The sequence below is a fragment of the Microbacterium sp. S1037 genome, assembly GCF_048381605.1.
Taxonomy (GTDB): domain Bacteria; phylum Actinomycetota; class Actinomycetes; order Actinomycetales; family Microbacteriaceae; genus Microbacterium; species Microbacterium testaceum_B.
The window spans coordinates 825248-837862 of sequence record NZ_JBLWIG010000001.1 but is presented as its reverse complement, the minus strand read 5'-3'; the positions used below and the strand labels follow the sequence as shown (position 1 = coordinate 837862).

The following is a 12615-nucleotide window of genomic DNA, read 5'->3' as shown; positions in this document are numbered from 1 at the left end:
CCCCGAGTCGTCACCGCGACCGCGGACTGGTCGAGTGGGCGGCCCAAAACCGGGCCATCACTACGTTTTCATGCTGATGGATCGACTGGCAAGTTCGCGTACCGTCTTGCGATTCCGGATGCCACGTGGCACACGCGCGCGCGTGCGTCACCCTTTCAACGGGTGTCGCCAGCGGCGACACCGCGTGTCAGCCCGGGCGTGTCGCTTCGCCCCGCGCGGGTCGCCCGAGCGTCCCGATGACGCGTCGCGACGACGCGCGGACGGGTCGTCAGTCCGCGGGGTGCGCGGCAGCCGAGCGGTGGTGACGGATGACCTCGGCCACGACGAAGTTGAACCACTTCTCCGCGAAGGCCGGGTCGAGATCGGCGTCCTCGGCGAGTCGCATGAGGCGCGCGATCTGCTGCTCCTCACGAGCGGGGTCGGATGCCGGCATCCCGTGCTTCGCTTTGAGCACGCCGACCTGCTTGGTGCACCGGAAGCGCTCGGCAAGCAGGAAGATGAGCGCGGCGTCGATGTTGTCGATGCTGCCCCGCAGGTTCTGCAGGATCGTCGTGGGGTCGGCGTCCGTCATGTGTCCTCCCGAGTCGATCCGAGACTATCGCGCGGGCGCGCGCTCGAGCGTCCGCTCTCAGCCGACCCCTACAGTGTGACCATGAGCCGATCGACGCGTCCCGACCCGACTGCCGAGGGCGCCGACGCCGGCGAGCCCACCTCGCGCGACCGCCCCGTCTGGTCCGCGATATCGCGGCCGTACGCGGCGGGCTTCTTCCTGACCCTGGGCGGCCTCACGGCGATCCTGCTCGGGCTCGCGCTGTCGAACCTGTCGACCGTGCTCATCTACATCGCGATCGCGCTGTTCGTGGCTCTCGCGCTCGATCCGGTGGTGCGCATGCTCGTACGCCGCGGGATCTCTCGCGCGTGGTCGATCGTCATCGTGTTCGGCGGCCTCGCCGTGATCCTGGCCGCGGCCCTGTGGTTGCTGATCCCGCCGGTCGTCCGGCAGGTCGAGCAGTTCGTCGGTGACATCCCGACCTTCGTCAACGACCTCATCGACAGCGACGCGGTGCGCTGGGTGGAAGCGAACTTCGGCGACAGCCTGGGGGACGTGCTCAAAGAGGTGCAGGGTTTCGTCACCAACCCGACGAACATCGCCGCGATCGGCGGGGGCCTTCTCCAGGTCGGCATCACGATCGGCACCTTCATCTCGGGAGCGATCATCGTCCTGGTGCTGAGCCTGTACTTCCTGGCGGCCCTGCCGAAGATGAAGAACAGCCTCGTGCGTCTGACTCCCGCGCGCAGCCGCGCGACGGTCTCCGACATGACCGGACAGATCACCGACTCGGTCGGTGGCTACCTGGCCGGCATGGTGGTCCTCGCTCTGTGCAACGCCGTCTTCGCGTTCATCGTGCTGACGATCCTGCAGCAGCCCTTCGCGGCCCTGCTGGCGGCGCTCGCGTTCGGGATCACGCTCATCCCGCTGGTGGGTTCCGTGCTGTTCTGGGCGGTCGCGACGGTCTTCACGCTGATCGTGAGCCCGACCTCCGGACTGATCTTCGCCATCGTCTACCTGATCTACATGCAGATCGAGGCATATCTCCTCACGCCCCGCGTGATGAATCGCACGATCTCGGTGCCCGGCTCGCTCGTCGTGATCGGCGCGCTCGTCGGCGGGACGCTCCTCGGCCTGCTCGGCGCCCTGGTCGCGATTCCCGTCACGGCCTCGGTCCTGCTGATCATCAAGCAGATCGTCATCCCGCGACAGGATGCCAAGAAGTAGCGCTCACGACAGCATTCCGGCCGGAACCGTCGAGGCCGCCGCTCGCGCCACGGCCTCCGGCACGCCCGCGGAGACGGCTGCGGCGACAGCCCGGTCCATCGTCAGGGTCGAGCCGGCGAGGGTGTCCGTTCCGGCGATCACCGGTCGGGTGTCGCGCACCTCGACCTCCAGTCCACCCAGCCGGTAGACGCCGTCCCCCAACCCCGTCGCCGACATCGCATCGGTGACGAGCGCGACGCGGCCGGGAGCAGCGTCGAAAAGCGTCCGCATGACGACGGGGTGCACGTGGACGCCGTCGGCGATCACCTCGAGCACGACGTGGTCGCGCGCGAGTGCGGCACCGACCGGCCCGGGGGCGCGGTGCCCGAGCCCCGGCATCGCGTTGAACGCGTGCGTGAGGAGGCGCGCGCCGCGGTCGAACGCGGCGGCGGCGGTGTCGTAGTCGGCCTCGGTGTGGCCGACCGCGACGACGACCCCGGCGGCGACGAACCGCTCGATCGCCTCACCCGCGCCGGGAAGCTCGGGCGCGATCGTCACCGAGCGCACGATCCCGTTCCCCGCCTCGATCAGACGCTCGGCGGCCTCCGCCGACGGCGCCGTCAAGGCCACGGGGTCGTGCGCGCCACGACGGCCGTGTGCAAGGAACGGCCCCTCGAGGTGCACGCCGGCGACCCCGGGGAGCAGGGGGAGCATCTGGCCGAGCTCACCCAGCCGGCGCGCCACGCGGTCGACGGGGGCGCTGACGAGGCTCAGGAGCAGCGTCTGCGTCCCGTGTGCGCGATGGTGATCGACCGCCGCGCGCACGCCGTCGAGGTCGGCGTCGTCGAAGCCGTGGCCGAGCGCTCCGTGGCAGTGCAGATCCACGAACGCGGGCACGGGCACGGGTCCGGAAGGGGCGCCGACGGGCTGGCTGTGCGGCGAGGTCATGCCGCCCACCGTAGTGCAGAGATCTGATCAATCGGTCGCCGCACCCGCTCCATCACCGCCTGACCGACGCTCCGCGACGTGCAATGATCTCGTCACCGCGTCCCCCGTCGAAAGCAGCCGAATGAGCGCGCCCTACCCCCACCTCACGTCGACGGGCGGCGTCTTCTCGCTCATCCGCGACGGTCTCGCGCGGTCACGATCGGACCTCTCCCGACTGACCGGTCTCGCCCCCTCGACGATCACGCTGCGAGTCGATGAGCTCCTCAGCCTCGGCGTCGTCGAGGAGGCCGGCGAGACGGCATCCCGGGGCGGACGACGTCCGCGCAAGCTCGCCCTCGCCCGAGACGGTCGCGTGATCGCGGGCATCGATCTCGGCACCGCCCACGCCACGATCATCCTGGAAGACCTCCGTGGCACGCGCGTCGCCCGTCATCGGATGAGTCTCGACATCGCCCGAGCTCCCGAGGTGGTGCTCCGTGGCATCCATCGCGAGGTCCTCGCGCTGGTCGCGGCCGCCGCGGAACCGGTGACGCTCGCGGGCATCGGCCTCGCCGTCCCGGGGCCCGTGGGCGTTCCGGACGGACGGATCATCTCGCCGTCGCGGATGCCCGGATGGAACGGGATCGACGCCTCGGCGATCCTCGGGGGCATCGCGGGCGTCCCCGTCCGCTGCGAGAACGACGCCAACGCGATGGCACTGGGTGAGCACATCGCCGACGGCCGCCGCTCGGCGAACATGCTCGTCGTCAAGGCCGGATCGAGCATCGGCGTGGGCATCATCGCCGACGGCGCCCTGTATCGCGGGGCCACCGGCGTCGCCGGCGACATCACCCACATCGCCGTCGCCGGATCGACCGTGGCCTGCGTCTGCGGACGCGTCGGATGCCTGGATGCCATCGCCGGCGGTCGCGCGATCGGCGAGGCCATGACGGCGGCCGGGATCCGCGTCGACGATGTCGCGCAGCTGGCCGATCTGGCCCGGGACGGACACCCCCTCGCCACGCGTCTGCTGCGCGAAGCGGGCCTGCGCACGGGCAGCGTGCTGGCGACCATCGTCGGGTTCTTCAACCCGGAACGTCTCGTCCTCGGCGGCATCATCGCCACGACCGATGAGTTCGTGGCCGGTGTGCGCTCGAGCATCTACGACCTGTGCCTGCCGCTCTCGACGTCGTCGCTCGACGTCGCGGCCTCGACCGAAGGCTGGGACATCGGTGCCCGCGGGGCGGCGCTGCTCGTTCGCGACGAGCTGTTGTCCGCAGCATCCATCGACGCGCTGGCGCGTCCGCGTTCCTGACTTACTTCACTGTTTGAAATCAAAAAGACGACTTCATGCGATCTGTGTAACAGGTCAGTTACGGAATGAAGCCAACGTCGCTCGCGCCGTTAGCTTCTCCCCAAGACCCATTCATCCGATGTCTCCAGGGCTGATACGCCGGACCCGACCTCCGCAGCCCGCACCCGAGAGGAAACCTAATGCACAAGAAACGGATCGCCTTCGCGGGCCTCGTCGCCGTCACGGCGATGGGCTTCACCGCCTGCGCCTCCGGCGGCAGCGCGGCCGACGGCGGCAAGACGACCATCGTCTGGAACATGTGGGCCGGTGACACCGCGTCCGAGCAGAAGCTCAAGGACCAGATGGCCGTCGCACAGAAGCTCGTCGGCGACGACATCACCATCGAACTGCAGACGGCGCCGTGGGCCGACTACTTCACGAAGCTCAACACGAACATGGCGTCGGGCAAGGTCGCCTGCGTCACGGGTATGAACGGTCAGCGTCTCGCCGGCTACACCGACGTGTTCGACGAGCTCACCGACGACGACCTGTCGACCATGGGGATATCGCGCGACGCGTACAACCCGGGCGCGCTGAGCGTCATGGAGAACGGCGGCAAGCTGTACGGCCTGCCCTACGACACGGCCGCGATGCTCCTCTTCTACAACGCCGACCTGTTCGCCAAGGCCGGAGCTCCGCTGCCCACCAACGACTGGACGATCGACGACTTCGAGAAGGCTGCGAGCGAGATCACCGCCAAGGCGGGCGCGAAGGGCTTCGCCGTCTCGGTCGACGAGTTCCAGTGGCTCTCGCTGCCGATGGCCGAGACGGGCCTGCAGCCCGTCGACGACTCGGGCAAGCTCGACCTCACCAACCCCGACTTCGTCGAGGCAGCGACCCGCTACGGCGACCTCGTCACCAAGCTCGGCGTCTCGGACGCCGTCCCCTCCGCCTCCGACTCGGCGTGGACCACGACCCAGTTCGAGAACGGCAAGGCCGCGATGATCATCGAGGGCACGTGGATGGCATCCACTCTCACCTCTCCCGATCTCGGCTTCTCGGCGGGTGCCGTGCGCATCCCCCGCGGTTCCGACGGCGCGTACGGCGTCGCACTCGGCTCGGGCTACGGCATCGCCGCGAACTGCGAGAACAAGGAAGCGGCGCTCAAGGTGCTCGGAGCCCTCTCGAGCCCCGACGTGCAGTCCGTCATCGCGCAGCAGGGCGGCTACCCCGCGCAGCTCGCCAGCCAGCCGGAGTTCTTCACCGCGCTCCCGGACGCCACGCGCGACAACCTCACGCAGGCCTTCACCGCCGCCTTCGAGGGCGCCGTGTCGCAGCGCGTGACCGACCAGTGGACGCAGGTCGCGACCGCCATGCCGAACGAGCTCGTCAGCGTCTACACGGGCCAGGCGACCATGTCGTCGGTGCTCGACGGTCTCGAACAGCGTTTCGGTAAGTAAGCCCCTCGGGGAGGCGGCGCCACTCGGCGCCGCCTCCCCCTTCTTCCTCGAGGAACACCGCCATGAACGCGAGCCGCACCGACTGGTTCGTCCACGACCGCTTCGGCATGTTCGTCCACTTCGGGCTCTACAGCGTCGCCGCCCGTCACGAGTGGGTCCAGAACTACGAGCGCATCGAAGCCGCCGACTACGCGCGCTACGCACGCTTCTTCGACCCCGACCTCTTCGACGCGCGCACCCTCGCCCGTCAGGCCCGCGAGGCCGGCGCACGCTACGTCGTGCTCACCGCCAAGCACCACGAGGGCTTCTGCCTGTGGGACACGGCGACGACGCCGTTCAACGCCGTCGAGGCCTGCGGCCGCGACCTCGTGCGCGAGTACGTCGACGCGCTGCGCGCCGAGGGCCTGCGCGTCGGGCTCTATTTCTCTCTCCTCGACTGGTCGCACCCGCAGTACACGATCGACCGGCACCACCCCCAGCGCGGCGCCGCCGACGTCGCCGAGCGCAACGCCGCGCGCGATATGGCGGTGTATCGCGAGTACCTGCACGCCCAGGTGCGCGAGCTGCTGACCGGGTACGGTCCGCTCGACTACCTCTTCTTCGACTTCACCGAGCCCGCCGAGGAGGACGGCCTGCCCGGGAAGTCGCCCGAGGACTGGGATGCCGAGACCCTCCTGGCGATGTGCCGGGAGCTGCAGCCCGACATGGTCGTGAACGATCGCCTCGGCATCCCCGCCGATCTCGTCACCCCCGAGCAGTACCAGCCGGTTCGCCCCTTCGAGCGCGACGGCGTCCCCCTCGTCTGGGAGGCCTGCCAGACCATCAACGGCAGCTGGGGCTACCACCGTGACAACCACGACAGCAAGAGCGCGGCCCTGCTGGTGCGCATGCTCGCGCGCTCGGTGGCGCTTGGCGGCAACCTGCTGCTGAACGTCGGCCCCACCGGACGCGGCGAGATCGCCCCGCGCGACGCGGCCCTCCTTGCCGAGGTGGGCGAGTGGATGACCCGCCACGCGGATGCCATCCGCGGTGCCGCCGCGTCGAGCTACACCGCCCCGTCGGGAGTCGTCTACACGCAGCGCGGCGACCGGCTCTACGCGCACCTCTTCGACTGGCCCTTCGGCCTGCTCCACCTCCCCGACCTCGCCGATCGCGTCGAGTTCGCGCGGTTCCTCGACGACGGATCCGAGGTGCTGTTCGAGAACATCCCCGCCGATCAAGAGGCGTTCAACCTCCAGCCCGCGGCCCCCGAGCCGGGGACCCTGACGCTCAAGCTCCCCGTCCAGCCTCCGTCGGTCGCGCTGCCCGTGATCGAGCTGTACCTGCGGGCCTCCTCATGACGAAAGGCCACCGGATGGTCACCGAGTCCTCCATCGCCCCGCGGCGACGCAACACGATCGAGCGGAGGGAACGTCGCCAGGCGCTCGGCTTCATCACCCCGGCCGTGCTCGGTCTCGCGGTCTTCACCGTGCTGCCCGTGGGGCTCGCGATCGTGATGAGCCTGTTCGACTGGCCGATCTTCGGCAAGCGCGCGTTCGTGGGCTTCGACAACTACGTCACGCTGCTCACCTCGTCGCCGGACTTCTGGCCCGCGCTGCGCAACTCGGCGGTCTTCACACTGCTCTACGTGCCGCTGAACCTCATCGTGGCGCTCGGGCTGTCGCTGCTGCTCGGTCCCCGCATCCGCGGCCGCGCCGTCTTCCGCGTGCTGTTCTTCATCCCCGTGGTCACACCGATCGTCGCGAGCGCGCTCATCTGGCGACTCGTGCTGCAGCCGGACGGCCTCCTCAACGGCATGACGGTCTCGCTCTTCGGGTGGGAACTGCCGAACTTCCTGGTCGACCAGAACTGGGCGATGCTCGCCGTCGTCGCGATGAGCGTCTGGGCCGGGATGGGCTACAACATGCTCGTCCTCACCGCCGCGCTCGAACAGGTACCCACCTCGGTCGTCGAGGCCGCGCAGATCGACGGGGCCCGTGGCATCCGTCTCGTCTGGCAGGTGATCATCCCGCTCATCTCGCCCGCGATCTTCTTCGCCGCGGTGATGACGATCATCTCGTCGATGCAGGTCTTCGCCCAGCCGCAGCTGCTCACCGGCGGCGGCCCCGGGACCTCGACCGTCCCGCTGGTGATGTTCATCTACAACACCGGCTTCAAGTTCCAGGATCTCGGTCTCGCCGCCGCGGGCGCGTGGATCCTGTTCGTCATCATCATCGGCATCACGGCGCTGCAGTTCCGGGCGCAGAAGAGGTGGGTGCACTATGAGCACTGAGACCCTGCGACAGACCCACCGTCCGACCCCGCTGTCGCCGGCGACCGCCGTCGAGGGACCGCGCGGCGGCCGACGCGGTCGGCGCCGAGGACAGCCGGCCTCCCGCGGCGAGCGCCTCGGGCTGATCGGCGCGTACGTCGCGGTCATCTTCGCCGCGGTCATCTTCGCCGCACCTCTCGTCTACGCGTTCTTCTCGGCCCTGAAGCCGTCGAACGAGGTGCTGCTGGCGCCTCCGACGCTGATCGGCAGCGAGGTGCGGTGGCAGAACTTCCTCGAGGTGTTCAGCTTCGCGCCGTTCACGACGTACATCGCGAACTCGTTCTTCGTGTCGATCGCCGGGGTGCTCGTCGTCCTCGTCGTCTCGGCGACGGCGGGCTACGCCTTCGGACGTCTGCGCTGGCCCGGGCGCGACATCGTGTTCGTCCTCTTCCTCGGCACGCTGATGGTCCCGCAGGAAGTGCTCGTCATCCCGATGTTCGTCGTCATGCAGTGGTTCGGGTGGGTCGACACGTACCAGTCGCTCATCTTCCCGTGGGCCTTCACCGCCTTCGGCACCTTCCTCATGCGGCAGTTCTTCCGCGGCATCCCGTTCGAACTCGAAGAGGCCGCGCGCATGGACGGCGCGGGTCCCGTCCGCACCTTCATCCAGGTCATCCTGCCCCTGGCGGGTTCGGCGCTCGCGGTGCTGGCCGTGTTCACGTTCCTGAACTACTGGAACAGCTACCTGTGGCCGCTCGTGACCGTCAACGACTACAACGCGCTCGGGACCCTGCCGATCGGCCTCGCGAGCTTCGCGACGCAGACCGGGACGCGGTGGGACCTGCAGATGGCGGCGACGATCATCTCGATGATCCCGACCACGATCCTCGTGATCGCGCTGCAGAAGCACCTGGTCAAGGGCATCGCGACGTCGGGTCTGGGCGGCCGATGACCGCGCGACTGCCCCGGATCGTCATCGCCGGAATGGCGATCGAGTCCAGCGCGTACGCGGCCCACCGCGCCGGCCACGACGACTTCGCCGTGCTGCGCGGGAGCGAGGTGCTCGCGCGTTACCCGTTCCTCGCGCCCGGGACGCCGCTGGGCGACGCCGCGGAGTGGATCGGCGTCTTCTACGCGCGCTCGATCCCCGGCGGGCAGGTGCGTCGCGACGTGTACGACGACTTCCGCTCCCGCATCGTCACCGGCCTCGCCGAGGTCGGGAACGTGGATGCCGTGTACCTCGACGTGCACGGAGCGATGGGAGTCGAGGGCATGGACGACGCCGAGGGCGACCTCGTCGAGGCCGTGCGCGCGGTGGTCGGAACCCGACCCCTGATCACTGCGCCGATGGACCTGCACGGCAACGTCTCGGAACGCTTCGCCCGCGCCGTCGACCTGCCGACATGCTTCCGCCTCGCCCCGCACGAGGACGCGGAAGACACCCGCGAGCGCGCGGCGCGGACCCTGCTCGAGTGGGTCGGCCGCGACGAGCGCCCCGCGCGCGCCTGGGTGCGGGTGCCGATCCTGCTCCCCGGCGAGAAGACCTCCACGCGCGTGGAGCCCGCGAGAAGCCTCTACGCGCGCCTCACCGACGTGGAACGGATGCCGGGTGTCACGGACGCGTCCATCTGGATCGGATACGCGTGGGCGGACGAACCCCGGTGTCACGCCACCGTCATCGTCAGCGGCGACGACCCCGACGCGATCACAGCCGAGGCCGAGGAGCTCGCCCGCGGGCTGTGGCACGTCCGCGACGACTTCTCGTTCGTCGGGCCGCCCGGCTCGCTCGCAGAGGGGATCTCCGCGGGACTCGCGCACCGCGCCGCCGGAGGCGAGCGGCCCTACCTCGTCAGCGACTCGGGCGACAACCCGGGTGCCGGCGGCTCGGGCGACGTCACGTGGACGCTGCACCAGCTGCTTGCCGACGAGCGCCTCACCGGCGCTGTGGACGATCTCACCGTCGCCGTCGCGTCGATCTTCGACCCCGGTGCCGTCGCTTCTCTCGACGACGCCGCTGTGGGCTCGACGGTCGACCTCCAGGCCGGAGCCCGCGTCGACGACCGCGTCAGCGGCCCGGTCCGCATCACCGGCGTTCTGGTCGGCAGGTACGACGACCCGGTCGCCGGCCGTGTCGTGGTCATCGGGGTCGGCGCCCTGCGGGTGATCGTCACGGAGCGGCGCAAGGCCTTCCACGCCGTCGGCGACTTCCGCGCGGTCGGGATCGACCCGCTCGCCACCGACATCGTCGTGACGAAGATCGGGTACCTCGAGCCCACGCTGTACGACGTGGCCGCGGGTTGGACGCTGGCCCTCACCCCCGGGCCGGTCGATCAGGACCTCGCGCGTCTGGGCCATCACCGCATCGCGCGACCGATGTTCCCCTTCGACGCGTTCGACACCGCCCCCGATCTGACGGCGACGGTGCTGCGATGACGACCTTCGAGTTGGCGGTTCAGGATGCCGCGGGCATCCGCGTCGCGGCCGAGCTCGGCGTCGACCGTATCGAGCTGTGCTCCGCCCTGTCGCTCGGCGGCCTGACCCCCTCGGCGGGTCTCATCGCCGCGGCGGCGGCCTCCGGCATCCCGACCCATGTGCTCGTACGCCCGCGGGCGGGCGACTTCGAGTACGACGACGCCGAGCGGGCCATCATCGTGGAGGACGTCCTCTGGGCGCGCGCGCACGGGGCGACCGGCGTGGTCGTCGGTGGCCTTCGCGACGGCCGGATCGACGACGCGCTGATCTCGCGCATCGTGGTCGCCGCAGACGGCGCCCCGGTGACGTTCCACCGGGCGTTCGACAACCTGGCCGACCTCGACGCCGGCCTCGACCGCCTCGCAGACCTCGGCGTCACGCGTGTGCTGACCTCGGGCGGCGAAGCACGCGCGGTCGACGCTCTCGCGGTGCTGCGGCGCCTGGTGAGCCGCGCGGGTCGCGACATCGAGATCATGGCGGGGAGCGGCGTGCGCTCCGACAACGTCGCGCGGATCGCCGCGACCGGCGTTCACGCCGTGCACGCCTCCGCCAAGCGGGCCGTCACCGGTACGCCGGGCGTCGCGCTCGGTTCGGCGGCGACCGACGGCGGCGGTTACGAGACCGTCGATGCCGACGAAGCGCGTCGCGTGCTCGGCATCCTGCGTTCGAACGAGGAGGCGAGATGACGCTTCTTCTGGGAGTGGACAACGGGGGCACGCGGGTGAAGCTGCTGCTCGCCCGCGAGATCGAGGGGCGGCTCGAGCACGTGCGCACGGCCGACGCGCCGACCCCGCGCGGGCCCTCGGCCATGGACGAGCTCGCGGCCCTCACACGGACGTTCCTGGCGGACGACCGCGCCGACGCGTTCGGCCTGACCGTCGCCGGGATCCTCGACGAGGCGTCCGGGCTCGTGGCCACCAGCGCGAACATGCGCTGGCTCGAGGGACTCGCCCCCGCTCGCGAGCTGTCCGACCGCCTCGGCATCCCCGGAGAGGCCGTCCAGGACGGCGTCGCCACGGCGATCGCGGAGGCGGTCCTCGGCGCCGGGCGCGGAGCGGACGACGTCTTCGTGCTGGCCCTGGGCACGGGCATCGCCGGTGCCCACGTCGTCGACGGGTCGGTGCGGAAGGGCGCCCACGGCGGTGCGGGCGAGATCGGCCACATCGCCACGGGCGGGGGCGAGAAGTGCACGTGCGGGCAGTCGGGATGCCTGGAGTCGCTGCTGGGTGGCACGCGCCTCGGCGCGCGCTGGGATCGCGCCCGCGGGGTCGACGCGCAGTCGACCGCCCTCGACGTGGTGCTCGCCGCGGAGCGTGGCGACGGCACGGCCCGCGCGATCCTCGACGAGGCCACCACGGCTCTCGCGAACGGGCTGCTCAGTCTGATGGCGATGATCGACCCCGGGGTGATCGTGATCGGCGGCGGCCTGTCGAACTCTCCCGCCTGGATCATCGACCCCGCGATCGAGAAAGCCCACCGCCGGGCGACCTTCCACGCGGTACCCCCGATCATCCGGGCTCAGCTCGGATCATGGGCGGGGGCGTGGGGCGCCGTGCTGACGGCGGCGCACAGCAGGAGCGGCGAGCGCCGCCTCGAACGAACGGAGTTGGTCTGATGGCCGAGGTCGTGATCACGCGCACCGCCGAGGAGGCCTCGGCGCTGGCCGCCGACCACGTCGCCCGGGCGATCGCCGCGCAGCCGCGGCTCGTCCTGGGCGTGGCGACGGGCTCGACCCCGGAACGGTTCTACCGGCACCTGGCCCGGCGCATCGCCGAGGACGGCCTCGACACGTCGGGGGTGCGGGCCTTCGCGCTCGACGAGTACGTGGGCCTTCCCGCCGACCACCCGGAGTCGTACGCCGCCGTCATCGAGCGCACCGTGACCGCGCCGCTCGGTCTCGACCCCGCTCACGTGCACGTGCCCGACGGGCGCGCGGCCGATCCGTTCGCCGCCGCCGCCGCGTACGACCGCGCTATCGACGAAGCCGGCGGCGTCGACATCCAGATCCTCGGCATCGGACGCAACGGCCACATCGGATTCAACGAGCCGGGGTCGTCCCTCGGCTCGCGCACCCGCGTGAAGACGCTGGCCGCCACGACCCGCGAGGCGAACGCGCGCTTCTTCACCGACCCGGAGGACGTGCCCGTGCACTGCATCACGCAGGGCATCGGCACCATCCGCGAAGCGCGGCACCTCGTCCTACTGGCGTTCGGGACCGACAAGAGCGCCGCGCTCGCGGGTGCGGTGGAGGGGCCCGTATCGGCGAGCCTGCCCGGCTCCGCGATCCAGCTGCACCCGCACGTCACCGTGCTGGCGGACGAGGACGCCGCACGGGAGTTGGCGCTGGCGGATGCCTATCGCGAGGCGTGGCGGCTCAAGCCCGCGGCGCAGGGGTTCTGACGTCCGACGGAGGACGCGCGGGAGAGCCGGGGCGCGAATGCTCCCGGCCCTCCCG

General features: G+C 70.5%; 12 protein-coding genes. 10 read left to right on the top strand and 2 right to left on the bottom strand.

The window, feature by feature from the left end:
- Positions 1-268: 268 nt before the first annotated feature.
- Complete coding sequence (locus ACMW4R_RS03660) at positions 269-571, bottom strand: chorismate mutase (RefSeq protein ID WP_058623337.1); 303 nt, start codon at positions 569-571, stop codon at positions 269-271.
- A gap of 81 nt (positions 572-652) precedes the next feature.
- Here ACMW4R_RS03660 and ACMW4R_RS03655 point away from each other — a divergent pair, with 81 nt between their 5' ends.
- Positions 653-1777, top strand: coding sequence for an AI-2E family transporter (locus ACMW4R_RS03655; protein WP_418299172.1), 1125 nt, complete (start codon positions 653-655; stop codon positions 1775-1777).
- Positions 1778-1780: 3 nt separating this feature from the next.
- Here the strand turns inward: ACMW4R_RS03655 and ACMW4R_RS03650 are convergent, their stop codons facing one another.
- Positions 1781-2704, bottom strand: coding sequence for an N-acetylglucosamine-6-phosphate deacetylase (locus ACMW4R_RS03650; protein ID WP_058614709.1), 924 nt, complete (start codon positions 2702-2704; stop codon positions 1781-1783).
- A gap of 121 nt (positions 2705-2825) precedes the next feature.
- Between ACMW4R_RS03650 and ACMW4R_RS03645 the strand changes: the two genes are divergently transcribed.
- The 9 genes from ACMW4R_RS03645 (at position 2826) to nagB (ending at position 12560) form a co-directional block, all read left to right on the top strand.
- Positions 2826-3998, top strand: a complete 1173-nt coding sequence (locus tag ACMW4R_RS03645) for an ROK family transcriptional regulator (RefSeq protein ID WP_058629273.1) — start codon at positions 2826-2828, stop codon at positions 3996-3998.
- 179 nt (positions 3999-4177) lie between these two features.
- Entirely contained in the window at positions 4178-5437 is a 1260-nt protein-coding gene (locus tag ACMW4R_RS03640; protein WP_058629274.1) for an ABC transporter substrate-binding protein, read from the top strand.
- A gap of 62 nt (positions 5438-5499) precedes the next feature.
- On the top strand, positions 5500-6777 hold the full coding sequence (locus ACMW4R_RS03635; RefSeq protein WP_418299171.1) for an alpha-L-fucosidase: 1278 nt from the start codon (positions 5500-5502) through the stop codon (positions 6775-6777).
- 14 nt (positions 6778-6791) lie between these two features.
- Positions 6792-7709 carry a carbohydrate ABC transporter permease gene (locus ACMW4R_RS03630; RefSeq protein ID WP_363335984.1) on the top strand — a complete coding sequence of 306 codons (918 nt, stop codon included), beginning with the start codon at positions 6792-6794 and terminating at the stop codon, positions 7707-7709.
- Positions 7699-8640: a carbohydrate ABC transporter permease gene (locus tag ACMW4R_RS03625; RefSeq protein ID WP_058596974.1), complete on the top strand. Its 942-nt coding sequence runs from the start codon at positions 7699-7701 to the stop codon at positions 8638-8640. Before ACMW4R_RS03630 ends, ACMW4R_RS03625 begins: the two co-directional genes overlap by 11 nt.
- Entirely contained in the window at positions 8637-10121 is a 1485-nt protein-coding gene (locus ACMW4R_RS03620; RefSeq protein ID WP_418299170.1) for a M81 family metallopeptidase, read from the top strand. Before ACMW4R_RS03625 ends, ACMW4R_RS03620 begins: the two co-directional genes overlap by 4 nt.
- Positions 10118-10846 (top strand): copper homeostasis protein CutC, encoded by a 729-nt coding sequence (locus ACMW4R_RS03615; protein WP_418299169.1) that lies wholly within the window; start codon positions 10118-10120, stop codon positions 10844-10846. Before ACMW4R_RS03620 ends, ACMW4R_RS03615 begins: the two co-directional genes overlap by 4 nt.
- On the top strand, positions 10843-11775 hold the full coding sequence (locus ACMW4R_RS03610) for an ROK family protein (protein WP_058629278.1): 933 nt from the start codon (positions 10843-10845) through the stop codon (positions 11773-11775). The genes ACMW4R_RS03615 and ACMW4R_RS03610 overlap by 4 nt, the downstream gene beginning before the upstream one ends.
- Positions 11775-12560: a glucosamine-6-phosphate deaminase gene (gene nagB / locus ACMW4R_RS03605; RefSeq protein WP_058614704.1), complete on the top strand. Its 786-nt coding sequence runs from the start codon at positions 11775-11777 to the stop codon at positions 12558-12560. Before ACMW4R_RS03610 ends, nagB begins: the two co-directional genes overlap by 1 nt.
- The last annotated feature ends 55 nt before the right edge of the window (positions 12561-12615 follow it).